Genomic DNA, 20,698 nt, shown 5'->3' with positions numbered 1-20,698 from the left:
ACCTGGCCTTCGTATCGTTCTGAATGAAACCAGGGGTACTGCTATGGTTCAGTTCGTAGGCACACGGCACATGATCGATCTGGTAGGAGCGATCGGGCTTGACGGTCTTTTCCGCAAGCTGGCGGCCTATATCGAAGACGATTTTGCCCGCTGGAGCGAATTCGAAAAGACGCCGCGCATTGCCGCTCATTCCAAGAGCGGTGTCATCGAGCTGATGCCAACCGCTGACCACGAGCTTTACGGCTTCAAATATGTCAACGGTCACCCGCAAAATCCCGTTCAGGGGCTGCAGACCGTGACGGCCTTTGGAATGCTTGCGGATGTTGCGACCGGCTATCCCGAATTCCTTTGCGAAATGACCATCGCTACGGCGCTGCGCACGGCGGCGACGTCGGCCATGGCCGCAAAATACCTCGCTCGCAAGAATGCCGGCACGATGGCACTGATCGGCCTCGGTGCGCAGGCCGAATTTCAGGCGTATGCCTTCAAGTCCATTCTCGGCATTCAAGAGCTTCGCGTATTCGACATCGACCCAAGCGCCTACCCGAAATTCATGTCCAACATGGCGCAATCCGGCATCCGCATCACCAAAGCCGCGAGCGCAGAGGAGGCGGTCATGGGCGCGGATATCATCACAACCATCACCGCGGACAAGCGACGCGCCACCATCCTGTCGGATAACATGGTCGGCGCGGGCGTGCATATCAACGCGGTCGGCGGCGATTGTCCGGGCAAGACGGAGTTGCATCGCGACATTCTGCTTAGAAGCGATATCTTCGTCGAGTTTACGCCGCAAACCCGCATCGAGGGTGAGATCCAGCAGCTCGATGCCGATCATCCGGTGACCGAACTCTGGCAGGTGATAGCCGGTGAAAAGCCGGGACGCACTGATGCCGGGCAGATCACGCTTTTCGATTCCGTCGGCTTCGCCGTGGAGGATTTTTCCGCGCTGCGTTTCTTCCGCGATTGTGTGCAAGACACCCGCTTTTATGACGATATCGACCTGATTGCGGAGCCCGCCGATCCGCGCGATCTCTTCGGGCTTCTCGCGATATCAGGCTCGCGTCCAGCGCTGGCTCTGACCCTTTAAAAGCCCAACACGAATTTTTAATTGGAAGATAGCCCCGCTTCTGCGATTAAAAGCGCGGAAATGCGGACAGAAGGCGCGAGCGGAACAAGCATGATCACCCAGACCAGCCACAAACACGTCACTCTCCTGGGCGCGCCTGTTGAAGAGGGTGCGGAAAGCCTTGGTTGCGCCATGGGGCCAGCGGCGCTGCGCCTCGCGGGCATTCGGCCCGCGCTGGAAAAGCTCGGGCATCAGGTAGAAGACCGAGGTGATCTTGCGCCCGAAAATCAGGACACTTTCGCTTTGCCGGGATCGGCCAGGAACGCTCCGCTGATCGTCGGCTGGACCCGGACGCTGGAGCGGGCCGCCTACCAAACATTGAAGGATGGCCGGCTGCCGATATTTCTTGGCGGCGACCACAGCCTTGCCATGGGCACTGTCGCGGGTGCGGCGCGCCATGCGGCGGAACAGGGGCGCCCGCTCTTCGTCCTGTGGATGGATGCGCACGCGGATTTCAACACGCCGGCCACTTCGCCCTCGGGCAACATGCATGGCATGCCGGTTGCCTTCTTCTGCGGCGCCGATGGCTTTTCCGGCATATTGCCCGACGACAGACCTCTCGTTGCCCCGGAGCAGGTCTTTCTGTGCGGTATCCGTTCTATTGATCCGGCTGAGCGCGCGGAGCTTGCAAAGGCGGGTGTGAATGTCTTCGACATGCGCTTCATCGATGAAAACGGCATTGTCGCTGCCATGAAACGGGTCATCGAGACGGTCAGGCAGGCCGGGGGCTTATTGCATGTGAGCTTCGATACGGATTTCCTCGATCCCGACATTGCGCCCGGCACGGGCACCACGGTGCGCGGCGGCGGCACCTACCGCGAGGCGCATCTCGTTATGGAAATGCTCTACGACAGTGGCCTCGTCACCTCGCTCGATATCGTCGAGCTCAATCCATTCCTCGACGATCGCGGCAAGAGCGCCTATCTGCTCGTTGAATTGGTGAGCAGCCTTTTCGGTCAGAAGATTTTTTAGAGGTTGCCCTGAGCGGCCCGACCGTCAGGAGGCGGCCGGGCACCAATCCGGATTATTGTTGCACCGGAGCGCTACTGGGGCCGCCGGTGGTTCCGTTCGCTGAGTCGGCTGCTCTGTTTTGGTTTAAAATGCCACGCGTGAACAGTTGTGATCGCTCGAAGGCCGGCGCGTTATTCAGATCGTCCTTCGATACATCGGCAACGAGCCATTGCTCGCCATTGGGCCGGGTTGCCAGGCCGAGATGATCCAGGCCTACGGCCACATCCTTTTGTCCGACGCCGAGGAAGCCGCCAACGCCGATCACCGCGGCCTGCGCCACGCCATTTTCGCCGATGACGATATCATTGATTTCGCCGATCCGCTGGGCATCGCTCGTGGGGCCGTCATAGACCGCCTGCCCGATCATGCCCGAAGCTAGCACCTTGCCATTGGCTGCACTGAGGTTCTGCGTTCCCGGCGCGATCTTTGGGGCAATTTCCGTCGGATAGGTAAAAAGATCGCTGGTTTGTGCCGGCGGCGTTTCCTGCAATTGCGGCGCCTGTTCGGTGGTTTGGGCAAAGGACGCCGTCGATAACATGGCGATCGCTGCCGTCGTTCCTAAAAGCCGTGTAAGCATGACTGCTCTCCTTGGTCTGGGCCTCGCTTGCGCAAAACCTTCGTTCCAGATGCAGTCCTAACGACGGCCACCCATAAAACGTTCCCGTAACACCTTTCCACGCCGGGGCGCCCCTTGGAGAGGACAAAGGAACCAAACCTTCATCTATCTGTTGTTCCAATGTCGGCCTGAGTACATCATGCGGTTAGCACAGCAGGTCGATTTTTTCTATTTTGGGGAGAATGGCGATGCAATTGCGCGAGACACGAATAGTTCCTGCCTCCAGGCCGGATGGCGCGCCATCAGTCGAATTTGTAGGCAAGATGGGTGAGCGCGTTACAGTGCGTTTTGCCAGGGATCAGGATCTGGCGGATGGCGAACGCAGCGTCCTGATCTCGGAAGCGACCTTGATACTGAACGAACTGGCGAATGCCGATATGGCGGACGGTCTCGACAAGAAGGGAAAGGACGCTCGAACCGACGAACGGCCGACAGATCCGGTTGAACTGGAAGAACAGCTCCAGGAGGGGTTAAAAGATACCTTTCCGGGAAGCGATCCGGTTTCGGTGGTTTCGACAGGTATTCCCGGTAAGCCGGAGAATTAGGATCGGCGAAACAAGGGCGGGAGACCTATGGAAGACCAATAGGGCGGCGATGAATGAATTGCTTTGCTGTTTGACCTTCTAACCCTTCTGCCCTAGCCAACGACCCTACGGTAAAGATGCCAGGAGGCATGACCGAGCACGGGGATGATAATGGCAAGCCCGGCAAAGAACGTAGCAAAGCCTATCGCTAGCAGGATGGCTACGATCAATCCCCACAGGGCCATGGGAACGGGATTGACGACAACAGCCTTGATCGAAGTGCGTATCGCCATCCAAGCGCCGGTATCGCGCTCGATGAGCAGGGGAAAGGTCACGGCGCTGAGGGATAACACCACGATAGCATAAGCGAGGCCGGCGAGATTGCCCCAGACGATGAGCTTGAAGCCTTGCTCCGTGGTGAAAATTCGGGTGAGAAAAGCGCTTGGTGTCTCGCTTGCCATCGGCCCCATCAGATGAAGATAGAGTGTCTCCGCCGTAAAAAGCCAGGCGAGGAAGATGGCGAGAAGCAGGGCGCCGACCGCCAGGATGGCAGGAATGGCAGGGGAGTGCACCACATCGAGGGCATGTTTCCAGGAGGCATCCAGCCCGAACTCCCGTCTCCGGCTGATTTCATAAAGGCCTATGGCTGCAAGCGGGCCCAGCAGGACAAAGCCGGACATCAACGGATAGAGCAACGGCAAAGCGTCAATCCCGGATGTCCAGCGGGCGATGAAAAGTCCGGCGACGGGATAGATCAGGCAAAGAAAAACATAATGCGATGGCTTGTCCCAGAAATCATCGAAACCTTGTTGAAGAGCCGCGAAAACGTCCGAAGTGCCGATCCGGCGCACGAGCGGATAGTCGGGCGTTTCGCTCAATCCGGTAAAGACATGAAAATGGGCCATGACTGCTTCTCCAAAGAGACTGCTTCTCCACGCTATTGCGTTTCGGCGCGAAAACCGAAGGTTCGACGAAAAGCACGATACGCAGATTCTTAAATGTTGCATGGGCAAAAAGGTTGCCGCATAGGTCGAAACAGCGCGCCACATCATGGCTATTGCCAACGGAGTTTGTTTATCGGAAGCATGGTGCAAAGGTGAAGCTGCTGAAATCCTTGTTTATTTCATATGTACTTATATTAGAATACCAAGCATAAAGTATAATGATCTGATCATGAGAATTTTATCTAATTTATAAAAGATGCGTTAATGGCTGCTGACCTAAGCTAGCGCCATTCACAGATAAGAAATAGATTTTGCCAGGAGGGAATAAGTTCGGATGTAGAGCCCGGACACGGGGAAATGCACGTCGGCTAAAGCATGATCTTATCCGAAAAGTTGCAGACTTACAGGTAGGATCGTGCGGCTAAAACGAAGATTTGAGTAGCTGGATACCCGATTCGATTTAATCGCATACCGCTCTAAAGCATGATGTCGGAGAAAACTGCAGCCAAGTAGATCGCTTCAACTGCTCTGGGGTGAATTTACTTGGGCCCCCCAACCGTATTGAGCCGAATGATTCCGTAAAATGGCATGCCTCGGGCAGCCTATCGGCCAAAACTTGCGCCTTTATTTTCTTGGATATAGGAGGAGCTTACGTGTCTGCACTCATCAAGATTACATATCCCGCTGAAAATCAGATCCTTCACCCAGGCGGCCTATCGATCAGAGGCATTGGGCCGGCGGGTCAGAAAATTCGTGTCGCGCTCAAGGAATTCGAATGGCCAACCGGCTATTGGGATCTCATCGTCGGGAATGACGGATACTGGGACGCATCAGGAGCGATAGTCGAGAACGGAACCTGGAATGTCGACGCAATCCTGATTTCCGAGCTTGCCCTACAATCGGAAAAGGATCACATCATTTTTCACGTCAGGCCTTGAGGGCTTTAGCCCTCCCCTTCGCGCGGCTTGAGAGCTCTGACCCTCCCTTGTGGGGAGGGGCAAACCGTAGGTCTCGGGGTGGGGTTTAAGGTCAGCCCCACACCCGCTATTTTAGCCACTCCTCAAAAGAAAAGAGGAGGTAGGACGACAGATCAGAACGGCGAATCCGGGAAATAGAATTCCTTGGCGTTCTCTTTCGTAACCAGCGTGGCGTCGAGGATATAGCTGCCGCGCACAGGCACCTGGTCGTAGAAATTGCCTGCCGTCAGTTCCATGGCGGTGGCGATCATTGCCGGCGGATAGAGCACGTCGACCGGGATCATGCTGTCGCCATCGGCGACGCGCTTGATCATGTCCTTCATGCCGGCGCCGCCGACGACGAATTTGATATCGGTGCGTTTAGCCTGTTGGATGGCTTCGAGGACGCCGACGGCCATGTCGTCATCCTGACACCAGACGGCATCGATCTTTTTGTACTTGGCCAGATAGTCCTGCATCACCTTGAAGGCATCGTCGCGCGACCAGTTGCCGAACTGGCGGTCGAGCACCTTGATCTCGCTGCCCTTGATACCCTCGTCGAAGCCCTTCTGGCGCTCCTCGTCGATGACGATGGGCAGGCCGCGGATGACGACGACATCGCCCTTGCCGCCGAGCTCTTTCTTGATGTATTCGCCGGCGACGCGGCCAAGTTCCGGATTGTTGCCAGCGACGTAGAGATCCTGAATGCTTCGGTCGGACAAGGCCCGGTCGACCACGGTGACGAAGGTGCCTTTTTCTTTCACCTGCCGGATCGGGTCGGTCAGCTCATCGGAATTGTGCGGCAGGGTGACAAGCGCATCGATGCCCTGCGCAGTCAGATCCTCCAGCGCATTGGCCTGGCTTGCTCCATCAGGCGAGGTTTTCACAGTGATCTTCAGCCCCGGATAGCGAGCCTCCAGCGTCTTTTTCGCGCGTTCGGCGTGATAGACCACGCCGCCTGTCCAGCCATGGTCGGCAGCCGGAATGGACACGGCGATATGCACCTTTTTGTCCTGTGCCCCCGCCATTGTTGCCACCGAGGCGAGCGCCAGGGCAGCCAAACCTGCAAATATCGCTTTCATTGTTGTCTCTCTCCCTAAAAGCATGATCCCGAAAAGTTATAGACTTTTCGGATAAGATCATGCGGTTTCTCCCTAAAGCATGATCCCCAAAAGTAGATCATGCATACCTGATAAGGGCCTCTCCCGATGAATGGCGGCTGGCCCCTCTCGCCGCCTTCCATTTACCCTCAGCGCCGCCCGAGCGAGCGCTGGATCAGCATGGCGATGATGATGATCGCCCCCTGCACGGCGCCGATGAGATACTCGCTGACGAGGTCGGACAGCACCATGATGTTGCCGACAACTTCGAGAATCAGCGCGCCGCAGATCGTGCCCCAGATGCGCCCGACGCCGCCGCGCAGCGCGGTGCCGCCGATGACCACCGCCGTGATTGCCTGCAACTCCCACAACAGCCCGGTCGTCGGCGTCGCCGCCCCCAGCCGCGGAACGTAGACGAGCACGGCGATGGCGACGCAAAGGCCCTGAATGACATAGGTCAGGGTGCGCACGCGATTGACCGAAATGCCGGAATAGCGGGCCACATCCTCGTTGGACCCCACCGCCGTGACATGACGGCCAAAGCGGGTGCGGTAGAAGATGAACGCGCCGATAATTCCCACGGCGAGAATAACGATGACCGGGATCGGCACGCCCAGCACATCGCCGAAATAGATGGGGCGGTAGGCGGCGCGCAGTTCCTGCGACTTGATGGCGATGGAGCCGCCTTCCGCCAGATAGATCGTCAGCGCGCGGAAGATGCCCATGGTGCCGAGCGTCACGATGAAGGGTTCTATCCGGCCCAATGTCGTGATCAGCCCGTTGGCGAGTCCGCACAACGCGCCGGTGGCGAGCGCCATGAGCATGGCGGCGGCGATCATGCCGGTATCGCCGGAAACGGCTCCGGAATTGAGGAAAAGGATCATCGTGCCGGCGACGAAGGCCGCCATAGAACCCACGGAAAGATCGAGCCCGCCCGCCGAGATGACGAAGGTGGCCCCGACCGCGATGATGGCGATGAAGGCGCTGCGCGTCGCGACATTCGTCAAATTGTCGAGCCCGAGAAAATTCGGATTGATCAGCGCGCCGAAGACGAGCAGCGCGGCCAGCGCGACGAAGGGCGCGACGGCTCGCAGGTCGATGTCGCTTAAAGGACGCCTCGCGGTTTGCGTCGCCGTGATGTTGTTCATGCAGTTTCCGCCATCAGGGCGGCCTCCCTCCCAAGCATGATCCCAAAAAGTTGCAGACTTTTTGGATAAGATCATGCGGCTAAAAACTTCGCGCCGGTGGCGAGCACGACGATCTCCGCTTCCGTCATGTGCTCGCCCGAAACCTCCCCGGCGACCTCCCCATTGCGCATCACGATGATGCGGTCGCAAATGCCGATCAGTTCCGGCATTTCCGATGAAATCACGATAACGGCCTTTCCTTCAGCCGCAAGCCCGTTGATGAATTTATAGATCTGTTCCTTGGTGCCGATGTCGATGCCGCGCGTCGGCTCGTCGATGACGACGATTTCCGGCCCGAGCAGCATCATCTTGGCAAGCAGCAGTTTCTGCTGGTTGCCGCCCGAAAGCTGTCCGGCGAGAAGATCCCGGTTGCGCGTGCGGATATCGAAGTCGCGGACCGCCTTGTCGAGCGCTTGCGTCTCAGCCTTGGCGTCGATCAGCATGCCACGCGTGAACCGGTCGAGACCGGCAAGCGTCAGGTTTGTCTTCAGGTTTTGCCCAAGCAGCAGGCCCTTGCCCTTGCGGTCCTCGCTCAAATAAACGATGCCCGCGTCCATGCTCTGCTTCACATTGCGGAAATGGACGGGCTTGCCCTTAAGCCGAACCGTGCCATGCGCGGGCCGCAAGCCCAGAATGCCTTCCAGCAACTCCGTCCGTCCCGCGCCGACCAGCCCGGCAAAGCCGAGAATCTCGCCGCGCTTCAATGAAAAGCCGGCATTCTTGACAAAGCCCGGTACGGCCATGTCCTCGACTTCAAGAACGGTTCCGCCCGTCTTTGCCTCCGCGCGGTCAGGATAAAGCTTCGATACATCGCGGCCTACCATCAGCCGGGCCATGTCCACCGGCTCGAGATCGGCGCCTGCATAAGTGCCGACCAATTGCCCATCGCGCAGGACCGTGACGCGGTCGGCAATTGTCTTCACCTCGGGCAACCGGTGCGAGATGTAAAGGACTGCGGCGTTCTTCTTCCTGATAGCTGCGATTACCTTGAGCAGCGCCTCGGTCTCGACCGGCGTGAGCGAGGCCGTGGGCTCATCGAAAATGACTATTCTGTGCGGAACGAGCAGCGCCCGCGCGATCTGAACGAGCTGGCGCTGGGCGATGGACAGCCGGTTGACCACCACGCCGGGATCGATATCTGCGCCAAGATCGAGAACGGCGCGATGCGCTCCATCAGCCATGGCCCGTTCATCGAGCACGAGCCCCTTGCGCAGTTCGCGCCCGAGATAGATGTTCTGCGCAACGGTGAGGTCCGGGGCGAGCAGGATTTCCTGATGCACCAGGACGATGCCATGCTTTTCCGCATCGACCGGGCCGGTGAAGACGATCTTCTCGCCATTCACTTTCAGCGCGCCTTTCGAAGGCGCTAGATGGCCCGAAAGGATTTTCATCAGCGTCGATTTGCCGGCACCGTTCTCGCCGATAATGGCGTGGACCTCACCCGCTTTCAATTGCAGGCCGACATCCTTCAACACCTCGACCGGGCCGAAAGACTTCGAAATACCCGTCGCCTCCAGCAAGATCTTTGCCGCGGGCGGTTCAGCCGTGGAAAGGGGATAGACTTCGCTCATCCGACCTTGGTCCATATATTTCCGGCGTTGGAAGAGGCGACGGCAGCCTCGATGAATTGCATGCCCTTCAGCCCATCCCGGACAGTCGGGAAAAGAATATCGGCATCCGGCTTGCCGCCGCCGCGAGCGGCGATAATGGCGCGGGCGGCTTCGGCGTAGATGTTGGCGAAGCCTTCGAGATAGCCTTCCGGGTGCCCGGCGGGAACGCGGGTCATCCGCGCGGCTTCAGGCCATGCGCCAGCGCCGCCGCGCGTGAGCAACTGCTTCGGCTCGCCGAAGCGGGTGAACCAGAGGTAGTTCGGATCGGCCTGCGTCCACTCCAGGCCGCCCTTCGTGCCGTATATGCGCAGCTTCAGTCCGTTTTCATTGCCGACCGCGACCTGGCTTGCCCAGAGCATCCCCTTTGCGCCGCCCTTGAAGCGCATGAGTATCTGCACATCGTCATCAAGCTGCCTGCCCTCGACGAAGGTGGTAAGCTGCGCCAGCAACTCATCAAGCTCCAGACCGCTGACGAAGCAAGCGAGATTATAGGCGTGGGTGCCGATATCGCCGATGCAGCCCCCCGCGCCGGAGCGCTTGGGGTCGGTGCGCCATTCCGCCTGCTTGCTGCCGGTGGTCTCCGCCCGTTCGGTGAGCCAATCCTGCGGATACTCCGCCTGCACAAGGCGGATCTCGCCAAGCTCGCCTTTCTCCACCATGGCGCGGGCCTGCCGGATCATGGGGTAGCCGGTATAATTGTGGGTGACGGCGAAGACTTTGCCCGTCTTGTCCACGAGATCGACGAGCTCCTTCGCCTCATCGACGGTGAGGGTCAGCGGCTTATCGCAGATGACGTGAATGCCTGCATCGAGGAAGGCCTTGGCCGCCGGGGCGTGCATGTGGTTGGGCGTGACGATGGCCACAGCCTCGATGCCATCAGGCCGCGCGGCCTCGGCCTTCGCCATCTCCTCGAACGAGCCATAGGCGCGGCTGCGCGTGATGCCAAGCTCAAGGGCAGAGGCTTTCGCCCGCTCAGGATCGGAGGAAAGCGCGCCGGCCACCAGTTCATACTGATCATCGATACGCGCGGCGATGCGATGCACCGCGCCGATGAACGCGCCTTGGCCGCCGCCGACCATGCCCAAGCGGATGCGCCCAGCATTCCGCTCCTGCCTGCTTGCTTCTATCGTCATATCCCAATTCTCCTTACAGCAGGCCAAGCATCTTGCGGTTGGCGGCGTCATCGGTGCCTGCGCCGGCGAAATCGTCGAACGCATGTTCGGTGACGCGGATGATGTGCGCCTTGATGAACTCCGCCCCCTCGCGCGCGCCGTCTTCCGGATGCTTCAGCGCGCACTCCCATTCGAGCACCGCCCAGCTGGCATAATCATAGGCGGTGAGCTTTGAGAAGATCGCGCCGAAATCAACCTGCCCGTCGCCCAGCGAGCGGAAGCGCCCGGCCCGGTTCACCCAGCTCTGATAGCCGCCATAAACGCCCTGGCGACCGGTCGGATTGAACTCGGCGTCCTTCACATGGAAGGCCTTGATGCGCTCGTGATAAATGTCGATGTAGTCGAGGTAATCGAGCTGCTGCAGCACGAAATGCGAGGGATCGTAGAGAAGATTCGCGCGGGCATGGTTGTTCACGCGGTCGAGGAACATCTCATAGGAGATGCCGTCATGCAGATCCTCGCCGGGATGGATCTCGTAACAGACATCGACGCCGTTCTCGTCCGCATAATCGAGAATGGGATGCCAGCGCCGCGCCAGTTCATCGAACGCCATCTCGACAAGGCCGGCGGGGCGTTGCGGCCACGGATAGACATAGGGCCATGCCAGCGCGCCGGAGAAGGTGGCATGGGCGGCGAGACCCAGATGCTTCGAGGCGCGGAGCGCGCGCTTGACCTGATCGATCGCCCATTCCGTGCGCGCTTGCGGATCGCCCCGCACTTCCGGCGCGGCGAAGCCGTCGAAGGCGATATCATAGGCCGGATGAACGGCGACGAGCTGGCCCTGCAGATGCGTGGAAAGCTCGGTGATCTCAAGACCATGGCTTGCCGCGATGCCCTTGATTTCGTCGCAATAATCCTTGGAGTCGGACGCTTTTTCCAGATCGAACAGACGGGCATCCCATGTCGGAATTTGCACGCCCTTATAGCCAAGTGAGGCCGCCCATTTGCAGATGGAATCGAACGAATTGAATGGCGCGGCATCGCCCGCGAACTGCGCCAGAAAAATGGCCGGCCCCTTGATGGTCTTCATGCTTCTCTCCTCACTTAAGGCATTTCATGTTTGGTAGGAAACGCTGGCGGGGCAGCGATAGCTCTGGCTTGCCAACCATCTCCGTTCCCCATCGTCATCCTCGGGCTTGACCCGAGGATCCACGGATGAGGAGCACTGATGTTCCCCATCGGGCTGACGCATTTCAGCTGGCGCTCCAGTAATCCCGCAGCAGATGATAATACCGTTTCAGCCTCCTAGCCATGGATCCTCGGGTCAAGCCCGAGGATGACGATAAAAGAAGATGGAGATACCCGGTAGGACAGAGCGGGCGCCTCGCAGTTCCATTCAAACAGCAGCCTCTCCAAATCTGCCAACGACGCGATCAGGCGTTTATCGCGTTGATCACAGCGGCGGGTATGGCGCCGGGACCGGGTATGGCGCCGGGCGGGCACTTGCCTAAGATAATCATGCCCAGCACCTCATCCTCCGTCACGTCGCCCACCCGGGCGGTGCCGACGACGCGGCCGTTCTTCATCACGATGACGCGGTCGGCCAGGTGGAAAACGTCATGAATGTCGTGGCTGATGAGGAATATGCCGATGCCTTCGTTCTTCAATTGCTGGATCAGATCGCCCACCTGCGCCGCTTCCTGCGGTCCGAGCGCCGCCGTCGGCTCGTCCATGATGAGGATGCGCGCGTTGAACAGGATGGCGCGGGCAATCGCCACGGACTGGCGCTGACCGCCGGAGAGCGCCTTCACCGGGTCCTTGAAGCGCTGGAAGCGGGGATTGAGCCGCCCCATCACCTCGCGCGCCGCCGCTTCCATCGCCACGTCGTCGAGCGTGCCCCATGGGGTCATGAGCTCACGGCCGAGATAGAGATTGGCGGCGGTGTCCACATTGTCGGCGAGCGCCAGCGTCTGGTAGATTGTCTCGATGCCGTAGCCCTTGGCGTCGCGCGGATTATTGATCACCGCGTCCTCGCCGTTGATGCGGATCGTGCCGCTGTCGCGCTTGTACGCGCCGGAGAGGATCTTGATCAGGGTCGATTTGCCCGCGCCATTGTGGCCGAGAAGCGCCACCACTTCGCCCGGATAAAGGTCGGCGGAGGCGTCGTCGACGGCGCGGATGCCGCCGAAGGCTATCGAGATGTTTTCCATCTCCACGAGAGGCGCCTTGGCCATTGTTTCGTCCTCCCTCTCTTTTTATTTCACGCCATGCGGCGGCGATAGATCGTATCGAGCCATACGGCGATGACCAGCACGATACCCACCACGATGCTTTGCAGCGGAGAATCGAGGCCGAGAAGCACCATGCCTGACGAGAGCGACTGCATCATCACCGCGCCGAGCATCGCACCGGCGATGGTGCCGATGCCGCCGGCAAGCGAGGTGCCGCCTATGACGGCGGCGGCGATGGTGAGAAGCTCGTCAAGGGTGCCTTGCGCGTTGGTGGCGGCGTTGAGACGGGCGGTCGAAATGGCGGCTGATATGGCGCACAGAAGGCCCATCAGGATGAAGACCTTCATGATCACCCATTTGGTATTGATACCCGCCAGTTCCGCCGCTTCCGGATCGCCGCCGATGGCGAAGACATAGCGGCCGAAGCGGGTGCGCTTGGCGAGAAAGGTCATGACGATGCCGACGCCCACCGCCATGAGCACGGGAATGGCGATGCCATGCGCGATGAAGAGGCCGCCATCGGGCAGCGGGATATTATGCGCTTCGGCATATTGGCGGGCGATGGGCGCGGGCCATGGATAGGAATTGGCGATGGCCACCGCGCCGAGCGCCAGCGCGCTGCCGACGATGGCGAGCAGGCCTTCGGCCCATATGGGACGCAAGGGGAAATCGAAACGCTTGCGCTGCCGCCGCCCGTTGAGGATGAGGCCGATGATGCCGAGACAGGCGAGCGCGCCGACGACCCAGCTCCATGTCTCGCCGATCGAGCCGGCGGGACCCCCTCCCATCAGGCGGAAGGTGGAGTCCATCGGCGCGACGGTGCGCCCAGACGTGACCCACCAGGCCGCGCCGCGCCAGACCAGCATTCCGCCCAGCGTGACGATAAAGGAGGGAACGCCGAGAAAGGCGATGATGAAGCCCTGCATGCCGCCGATAACCGCGCCGACGACGAGCCCAAGCGCCAGCGTGATGATCCATGTCGACGGGTTCTCGAAGCCGAGCATGGGCGGCAGCCATTCGGCCTGCGCCGCGCCCATCACCATGCCGACGAAACCGAGGATCGAGCCGACGGAGAGATCGATATTCCGCGTTACGATGACCAGCACCATGCCGGTGGCCATGATCGCGATGGAGGCGCTCTGCACCGAAAGGTTCCAGAGATTGCGCGGCGACAGGAACAGCCCGCCAGAGAGCACATCGAAGAGCACCCAGATGATCAACATGGCAAGGACCATGCCGAGAAGGCGCGGATCGAGTTCCGTCGCCTTGAAGAACCGCGCCACGAGGCCGAGTTCAGACGAACGCGCCATATCGGCTGCGGTAGTTACGCTATTACTCATGCCGCTCCTCCCGCGGGACTATTTAAAAGCCTTCGCGCTTTTCCCAGATCCGTGGGTTACCCCTCATCCGGCCGCGCTTTTGCGCGGCCACCTTCTCCCACAAGGGGAGAAGGAAGAGACTGCGCAAACGCCTATGCCAATCGCAAATGTCGAGGATTGGCAGCGGCGGTTAGGCAACGCACCTCCCTTCTCCCCTTGTGGGAGAAGGTGGCCGCGCAAAAGCGCGGCCGGATGAGGGGTAAACCTGATGATCCATCCAAGTTTGAAAGGCTTTTAAAACGCCGCGGCTTTTTATCACCGCGGCGCTCGTACTTCATTTCCTACTTGCAGGCAGGCACACTGCCGGCCTTCACGCCCTGGCAGACCTGATCCTTCGTCGCCCAGCCGGCGTCGATGATGGTATTCAAATTGTCCTTGGTGATCGCCACCGGCTTCAGGAGGATGGATTCCATCTCGACGCCCTTGGCACCGCCATTGAACTTCTGCACACCCTTGACTTCGCTCATCTTCTTGCCGTCGGCGAGCTGAGAGGCGACATCAGCCGCTTCCTTGCCGAGCACCCGGCTGTCCTTCCAGACCGTTACGGTCTGCGTGCCGAGCGCGATGCGGTTGAGCGCGGCAAGATCGGCGTCCTGGCCCGAGACGGGCACCGAACCCGCAAGACCCTGCGCGGAGAGAGCCGCAATCGCGCCGCCCGCCGTGCCGTCATTGGAAGCAACCACCGCATCCACCTTGTTATCGTTGGCGGTGAGGATCTGCTCCATGTTCTTCTGCGCGTTGGCCGGCAGCCAGCCATCGGTATAGGCCTCGCCGACATTCTTGATCTTGCCGGAATCGATGGCGGCTTTCAGCACCTCCATCTGTCCGGCGAACAGGATGTCCGCATTCGGATCGGCGGCATTGCCCTTGATGAAGGCATAGTTGCCCTCGGGCTTGGCCTTGAAGACCGCCTGCGCCTGCAACCGGCCGACTTCCTTGTTGTCGAAGGTGATGTAGAAGGCGTTCTTGTTTTCGATAAGCCGGTCATAGCCGACGACAGGAATGCCCTCGTCGACGGCCTTCTGCACCGCTGGCTCGATGGCGCTGGAATCCTGCGCCAGGATGATCAGCGCGTTGGCGCCCTGCGAGATGAGGCTTTCGACATCGGTAAGCTGCTTGGACGCCGAAGACTGCGCATCGGCGGAGATGTATTTATCGCCATTGGCCTCGAGCGCGGCCTTGATAGCGGCCTCGTCACGCTTCCAGCGTTCTTCCTGGAAATTGGACCACGACACGCCAACGATCTTGTCCTTGGCGAGAACCGGGCCTGCGAAGGATACGGCAAAGACCGCACTTGCAAGCGCTACTGCATATTTCTTCATAATAACCCTCCCGGTGCTACACGAGCACACAAACGATCTCATATTTCATGCGATCATCACCTGCCCCTCCACTGGCAGGGAGCCTTTTATTTCGAGGCTCGAAAAAAATAGTGATTAAAATTTCGTTCCGTGTCAACATCGAAAGTGGAGGGCATGAAGTTGCTGCGGCGCAATAAGAATTGCGGCGTGGCGACGGAAAGCAAAGGGAGGAGAGGCGTTGGCTGGAGCGATCACGCGTCCGGACGATGTGCGTCGGCAAAACCGCAAGCTGGTTCTCGCCGCGATCAGGCGCAAGGGCGCGCTTTCCCGCACAGACATCACCATGGCGACCGGCCTTAGCGCCTCCACCGTTTCGGCGATCGTGGCGGGGCTGGTTTCCGAAGGCGTGCTGCTGGAAAGCCGTGACGGAGACGGCGGACCTATACGGCGCGGCCGTCCGCAGGTCACCCTTATGCCCAATCCTGATATCGCCAGGGTGGGCGTGGTCAATCTCTCGCTCAATCGCATCACCGTGGCGCTGGTCGATTATGCCGGCGGCATTGTCGCCGATGAGACGGCTGATGTTCCTACCCGCTCCGCAAGCGGCGGCGACCTTATGGCGGAGATCGGCGCGATGCTGCGGCGACAGCTTCAATCGACCGCCGGCAACAGCGGCAGGCTCATGCATATCGCCATGGCGGTGCAGGGGGTAACCGACGCCGCGGGCGAGACGCTGCTGTGGGCGCCGATCATGGAGGAAAGGAACATCGGCTTCGGCCCGGCGCTAGCGCGGGCCTTCGGCGTTCCGGTCGCGATGGCCAATGATTGCGCCATGCTGGCCGAAGCGCTGCGCTGGACCGCTCCCGAGCGCTATGGCGGAGATTTCGCGGCGATATTGCTGTCCTACGGCATTGGCATGGGGCTTTATCTCAAAGGGCAGCCCTTTTCCGGCTCTCGTTCCTCGGCGGCGGAATTCGGCCATATGGCGCATATGCCTCACGGGGCGCTATGCCGCTGCGGACGGCGCGGCTGCATCGAGGCTTATGCCGGGGATTACGCTATCTGGCGCAATGCCCTCGGGATGCCCGACACCGCGCCTCCGATATCGAGCATCGATGCGGCGGTCTTTGCCCGGCTCGCGGAGCGGGCGCGTACGGAACCCGGCGTTGAGCGCGAAGCGTTTCACATTGCGGGGCGCGCCATCGGCTTCGGCCTCAACAATCTGTTTTCGCTGATCGATCCGGTACCTATCGCGCTGGTCGGGCCGGGCGCCAAAGTTTTCGACCTGATGGAGCCGGAAATCCGCAATGCGCTCTCCGGCGCCTTCGGCTGGGGGAGCAATCACCAGCCGGAGATCCGCTGCTATCCGCAAGAGCATCCGCTGATTCTGCAGGGTTGCGCCATGACATCGCTGCTGGCGCTCGATGCCGAAATGTTTTCCGCCGGCGAGGGGCGGAGTTCCGCGCAAATCAGCGCGGCATGATCCAAAACCATCTCAACCACAGGAGGAGCATTGAATATGAATACCGGATTTTTCGGCGATATGGCCAAGATCAAATATGAAGGGCCGGAGAGCAGGAACCCGCTCGCCTACCGCTTCTACAATCCCGACGAGATCGTGCTGGGCAAGCGGCTGGCGGACCATTTGCGCTTCGCCGTCGCCTATTGGCATTCCTTCGGCTGGCCGGGCGGCGATCCATTCGGCGGCCAGACATTCGAGCGCCCATGGTTCAGCGATACGATGGAAGCGGCGAAGCTCAAGGCGGACGTGGCGTTCGAGATGTTCTCGCTCCTGGGCGTCCCGTTCTTCTGCTTTCATGACGCCGATGTCCGCCCCGAAGGCGCGACACTTGCCGAAAGCAATCGCCGGCTGAACGAAATCGCCGATTATTTCGCCGGGAAAATGGAGAAGACCGGCACGAAGCTTCTATGGGGCACGGCAAATCTCTTCTCCAACCGCCGCTATATGTCGGGCGCGGCGACCAATCCGGACCCTGACGTCTTCGCCTATGCGGCGGCGACGGTGAAGAATTGCATCGACGTCACCAAGCGGCTCGGCGGCGAGAATTACGTGCTGTGGGGCGGACGCGAGGGATATGAAACCTTGCTCAACACCGACATGAAGCGCGAGCTCGACCAGATGGGGCGGTTCCTCAGCCTCGTCGTCGATTACAAGCACAAGATCGGCTTCAAGGGCACCATCCTGATCGAGCCGAAGCCGCAGGAGCCGACCAAGCACCAGTATGATTACGATGTGGCGACCGTTTATGGCTTCCTGAAACGCTTCGGGCTGGAAAACGAGGTGAAGCTCAATATCGAGCAGGGCCACGCCATCCTGGCCGGGCATTCCTTCGAGCATGAGCTGGCCACCGCGACAGCGCTCGGCATCTTCGGCTCGATCGACATGAACCGCAACGATTACCAGTCCGGCTGGGATACGGACCAGTTTCCCAACAATGTGCCGGAGGTGGCGCTCGCCTATTACGAGATATTGAAAGCGGGCGGTTTCACCACGGGCGGCACCAATTTCGACGCCAAGCTCCGCCGCCAGTCGCTCGACCCTGAGGACCTGATCATCGCCCATATAGGTGGCATGGACACCTGTGCGCGCGGCCTGAAGGCGGCGGCAGCGATGCTGGAGGACAGGACGCTGACCGATTTCGTTGCGGACCGTTATGCCGGCTGGAACAGTGCGGAAGCCAGGGCAATGCTTGCCGGCGAACGCTCGCTGGATCAAATCGCTGTCCGCGTCGAGGCGGAGGGCATCGAGCCCAACCCGCGCTCTGGCCGGCAGGAATATCTGGAGAATATCGTCAATCGCTATGTCTGAGCGGATTGTCGCAATCGACCGGCTGGAGCGCCGTTCCGGCCGGTCATATTTTCACGTGCGCTTATAGAAAAGCAACGCGTGCAATAGCAATAAATAGAATTCAAATTATACTAAACAGTTCTTTTACATTTTACCCCATATAAACAGTAAATACATTTGACAAATAGGCGAGAGAGAACGATGAAACTTGTTTTTACCATTGCTGCACTTGTCGGGCTTTTCATGTCCCTCTCGGCGATTCCTGCTACTTCCGCCAGTTTCAACTGCGCAATGGCGGACGCGCATGATGAGCGCGCCATTTGCGCCACTCCCAATCTTTCGCTGGCGGATGAGAAGCTGGCCAACCTTTACACCAGTCTGGGAAAAGGTATGGAAGGCAAAAAGCGGGGTGAATTGGCTGTCACTCAACATGAGTGGCTCCAGCAGCGCGCGCTATGCAAGGACGACTCAGCCTGCCTTGTGTCCGCATATGACCGGCGTACGAAGCAGCTCCAGAGCGTTGCCGCCGCGCCCCAAAGCGTTGAAATCGATCCCCAGAGCGTGGGTGCCGTGCCAAAATTGACGGGCCTGAACCTGTTCCGAACGACCGGCCAATGCAAGGGATGCAATCTATCGCGGGCGGATCTCAGCGGCATTGAGCCGGCGGCACATGCCGATGGCGGAAAGCTGGGATGCGCCGTTTCCGCAGTAGCGAATGGCGTTTTCGACGGCGCACGCATCGATCACGCAAATTTCGTCAGTTGTGACACAAAGTATCAGTCCGCGCTGGGCAGCATGAGTTGGGATGGAGCCAGCCTGAAAGGCACGGATTTCACCGGCACCAATCTGGGCGGTAATAAGTTCAGGGACGCCAATTTGACCGGAGCCAATTTGAGTGGCGCAACGCTCTTTTGGGTTGATATGAGCAATGCCACATTGCGTCGGGCGAATTTGACCGGCGCGGAGAGCGAACCGGATGCCATGAACGGGATATGCTCCGATTTCAGCGATGCCGATTTTTCGGACGCAAAGGTGGAAAAGGCCAATCTTTGCGGCAGCTTCTACAATGCGAACCTCACCGGCGCCGATCTACGGTCCGCAACGCTTTCCGGCAATGTCGCGGGACTTTCGAAGCAGGCGGCGGAAGTCTCCGGCATTGATATTGATTCCGCCGCTACAAAGCCCTCCCCAGGACGGTTCCGTGGAAAGATCAATCTGACGGGAGCCGATTTGCGCGGCGCCACCCTCTTTACCGAAACAAAGTTGACGCCCACTGGCTATGGTTTCGCCATTTTGTGCCGCACGAAAATGCCCGATGGCAAAATCTCGAACCGGGACTGCAAACGGAAGTGATCGAAAGGGCGATTCCCAATCCGTTAAAATAGGAACCGCTCCAATTAGAGCATGATCCCGAAAAGTTGCAGACTTCCAGGTAAGATCATGCGGCTAAAACAAAGATTTAGAGCGGGATGCCCGATTCAACTTAATTGCATCCCGCTCCAGCAAATACCGGGACTAAACATCTAAATAAGCGGCGCCGCGCTGGTCGATGCCGGGCGTCTGAGACCGAGGCGGTTGAGAAACCAATCGCCGGCGGGCTTCTCGAGCCATCGGTAAGAGAGAACCGCCACGATCATCGTGATGATCATCGGCAGCGGCAGGAAGGCGTAGAAATCGACGATCCCAAGTGGCGCGACCAGCCTTTTCCAGACGAGGCCGAACATGACGGCTTCCACCACCGGGTGCCAGAGATAGATGCCGAAGGAGACGGCGGCGAACGGGCGCAACCAGCGCGGATAGACCGGCGTCGTCTGATCGTTGCGCTCGGCCACCGCCGCCAGGAATACCGCGAACGCCATGACGGCCATGCTGTAATAGGCGTTCACTCCATGTTGCATCAGTACGCAGGCAGCCAGCATCACGAGCCATGCCGGCCAGCGTGAGATCAATGTCAAGCGGGTGCGCGAGGCGAGGACGCAGATCAACGCACCGGCGGTGAAATCCGCAAAGACGCGCCAGGCGCCCCAGGTGTCGGCCTCCTGCCAATGCCTGTTCGGCATGATGTGAAGCGCGGTGAGCGTTTCCAGAAGCACGATCCATAGGATGAGCAGCGTGATGAGCCCTTTTGCCCCGGCAAGCCGGTTGGCTACGAGGATGAGCGGCAGCAGCAGATAGGAAAACCATTCCGCCGATAGCGACCAGGAAACGAAATTGAACGTCAGCTCATGGCTGACGCCCCATGCCTGTATGAGCAGCAGGTTTGGGATGATCTGGGCCATGTCGTAGCGCTCTGCCCCACCGAACGGACGCAGATATCCCAGATGATAGCCGATGCCGATGAGAAGAAAGAAAAGAAACGTGACGAGGTGCAGCGGATAGAGCCGGGCGAAGCGCCGGATCAGATAGGTGGCATAGCTTCGCCGGTCAGTCACCCTGTCGCCATAGGTGAAGACGATGAGAAAACCGGAAATGATGAAGAACATGTCAAGCAGCGGGCGCAGACGCTCAAGCCATTCGGTTAGCCATGCCGTTCCCGCAGGTCCATTGTAGGAAAAATGGTAGAGCATGATCAGGAGCGCGGCGATCAGGCGCCAGAACTCAAACAGCCGAAAATACATGCGCGCCTTTTTCGTTCCCACATTTCTGCTCGGATACTATCCGAGGCTTCTCAACAACGCAAAAGCCCGGCGCGAGTGAACTGACCCCGTAAAGTTGGACAGTTTAAAGGCTGGGACGATTTAAGGGCTGGGTCCTGTATTGTACAGGGCTCAGCCCTTTGAGTTTCATTT

General features: G+C 59.5%; 18 protein-coding genes. 7 read left to right on the top strand and 11 right to left on the bottom strand.

Annotation, left to right across the window (positions count from 1 at the left end):
• The first annotated feature begins 43 nt into the window (after positions 1–43).
• Positions 44–1,090: an ornithine cyclodeaminase gene (locus C7477_RS16760; protein ID WP_110754248.1), complete on the top strand. Its 1,047-nt coding sequence runs from the start codon at positions 44–46 to the stop codon at positions 1,088–1,090.
• A gap of 90 nt (positions 1,091–1,180) precedes the next feature.
• A complete protein-coding gene (gene rocF, locus C7477_RS16755; RefSeq protein ID WP_110754246.1) occupies positions 1,181–2,101 on the top strand; it encodes an arginase in 921 nt (306 codons plus the stop codon).
• A gap of 52 nt (positions 2,102–2,153) precedes the next feature.
• Here rocF and C7477_RS16750 read toward each other — a convergent pair whose 3' ends face one another.
• On the bottom strand, positions 2,154–2,717 hold the full coding sequence (locus tag C7477_RS16750) for a PRC-barrel domain-containing protein (RefSeq protein ID WP_110754244.1): 564 nt from the start codon (positions 2,715–2,717) through the stop codon (positions 2,154–2,156).
• A gap of 221 nt (positions 2,718–2,938) precedes the next feature.
• On the opposite strand from C7477_RS16750, the gene C7477_RS16745 reads away from it, so the two are divergent.
• Positions 2,939–3,301, top strand: coding sequence for a hypothetical protein (locus tag C7477_RS16745; RefSeq protein ID WP_110754242.1), 363 nt, complete (start codon positions 2,939–2,941; stop codon positions 3,299–3,301).
• 92 nt (positions 3,302–3,393) lie between these two features.
• Here the strand turns inward: C7477_RS16745 and C7477_RS16740 are convergent, their stop codons facing one another.
• A complete protein-coding gene (locus C7477_RS16740) occupies positions 3,394–4,185 on the bottom strand; it encodes a DUF2189 domain-containing protein (protein WP_110754240.1) in 792 nt (263 codons plus the stop codon).
• Positions 4,186–4,877: 692 nt separating this feature from the next.
• Between C7477_RS16740 and C7477_RS16735 the strand changes: the two genes are divergently transcribed.
• A complete protein-coding gene (locus C7477_RS16735; protein WP_110754238.1) occupies positions 4,878–5,162 on the top strand; it encodes a hypothetical protein in 285 nt (94 codons plus the stop codon).
• 152 nt (positions 5,163–5,314) lie between these two features.
• Here the strand turns inward: C7477_RS16735 and C7477_RS16730 are convergent, their stop codons facing one another.
• The 8 genes from C7477_RS16730 to xylF form a co-directional block, all read right to left on the bottom strand.
• On the bottom strand, positions 5,315–6,262 hold the full coding sequence (locus C7477_RS16730) for an ABC transporter substrate-binding protein (RefSeq protein ID WP_110754236.1): 948 nt from the start codon (positions 6,260–6,262) through the stop codon (positions 5,315–5,317).
• A 167-nt stretch (positions 6,263–6,429) separates the two neighbouring features.
• Positions 6,430–7,428 (bottom strand): ABC transporter permease, encoded by a 999-nt coding sequence (locus tag C7477_RS16725; protein ID WP_110754234.1) that lies wholly within the window; start codon positions 7,426–7,428, stop codon positions 6,430–6,432.
• 71 nt (positions 7,429–7,499) lie between these two features.
• Positions 7,500–9,038 carry a sugar ABC transporter ATP-binding protein gene (locus C7477_RS16720; RefSeq protein ID WP_110754232.1) on the bottom strand — a complete coding sequence of 513 codons (1,539 nt, stop codon included), beginning with the start codon at positions 9,036–9,038 and terminating at the stop codon, positions 7,500–7,502.
• Positions 9,035–10,210 carry a Gfo/Idh/MocA family protein gene (locus C7477_RS16715; protein WP_110754230.1) on the bottom strand — a complete coding sequence of 392 codons (1,176 nt, stop codon included), beginning with the start codon at positions 10,208–10,210 and terminating at the stop codon, positions 9,035–9,037. The genes C7477_RS16720 and C7477_RS16715 overlap by 4 nt, the downstream gene beginning before the upstream one ends.
• A 13-nt stretch (positions 10,211–10,223) precedes the next feature.
• Entirely contained in the window at positions 10,224–11,279 is a 1,056-nt protein-coding gene (locus C7477_RS16710) for a sugar phosphate isomerase/epimerase family protein (protein WP_110754228.1), read from the bottom strand.
• A gap of 343 nt (positions 11,280–11,622) precedes the next feature.
• Positions 11,623–12,423 carry an ATP-binding cassette domain-containing protein gene (locus C7477_RS16705; protein WP_110754226.1) on the bottom strand — a complete coding sequence of 267 codons (801 nt, stop codon included), beginning with the start codon at positions 12,421–12,423 and terminating at the stop codon, positions 11,623–11,625.
• 26 nt (positions 12,424–12,449) lie between these two features.
• On the bottom strand, positions 12,450–13,760 hold the full coding sequence (locus C7477_RS16700) for a sugar ABC transporter permease (RefSeq protein WP_110754224.1): 1,311 nt from the start codon (positions 13,758–13,760) through the stop codon (positions 12,450–12,452).
• A 320-nt stretch (positions 13,761–14,080) separates the two neighbouring features.
• Positions 14,081–15,121: a D-xylose ABC transporter substrate-binding protein gene (gene xylF / locus C7477_RS16695; RefSeq protein WP_110754222.1), complete on the bottom strand. Its 1,041-nt coding sequence runs from the start codon at positions 15,119–15,121 to the stop codon at positions 14,081–14,083.
• Between the two features lie 217 nt (positions 15,122–15,338).
• Here xylF and C7477_RS16690 point away from each other — a divergent pair, with 217 nt between their 5' ends.
• From C7477_RS16690 to C7477_RS16680, 3 genes are all read left to right on the top strand, one after another.
• The gene (locus C7477_RS16690) at positions 15,339–16,583 is read left to right on the top strand and encodes an ROK family transcriptional regulator (RefSeq protein ID WP_110754220.1); all 1,245 of its coding nucleotides are present in this window, start codon (positions 15,339–15,341) and stop codon (positions 16,581–16,583) included.
• Between the two features lie 36 nt (positions 16,584–16,619).
• Positions 16,620–17,930 (top strand): xylose isomerase, encoded by a 1,311-nt coding sequence (xylA, locus tag C7477_RS16685; protein ID WP_110754218.1) that lies wholly within the window; start codon positions 16,620–16,622, stop codon positions 17,928–17,930.
• Between the two features lie 180 nt (positions 17,931–18,110).
• Positions 18,111–19,262 carry a pentapeptide repeat-containing protein gene (locus C7477_RS16680; RefSeq protein ID WP_110754216.1) on the top strand — a complete coding sequence of 384 codons (1,152 nt, stop codon included), beginning with the start codon at positions 18,111–18,113 and terminating at the stop codon, positions 19,260–19,262.
• Between the two features lie 170 nt (positions 19,263–19,432).
• Here C7477_RS16680 and C7477_RS16675 read toward each other — a convergent pair whose 3' ends face one another.
• On the bottom strand, positions 19,433–20,548 hold the full coding sequence (locus C7477_RS16675) for an acyltransferase family protein (RefSeq protein ID WP_181418454.1): 1,116 nt from the start codon (positions 20,546–20,548) through the stop codon (positions 19,433–19,435).
• Positions 20,549–20,698 lie beyond the last annotated feature (150 nt).

The organism is Paramesorhizobium leguminum, from assembly GCF_003217235.1.
In the GTDB taxonomy this organism is placed as follows: domain Bacteria; phylum Pseudomonadota; class Alphaproteobacteria; order Rhizobiales; family Rhizobiaceae; genus Paramesorhizobium; species Paramesorhizobium leguminum.
The sequence above is the reverse complement of the archived record's forward strand: the minus strand, read 5'-3'. Positions and strand labels throughout refer to the sequence as shown.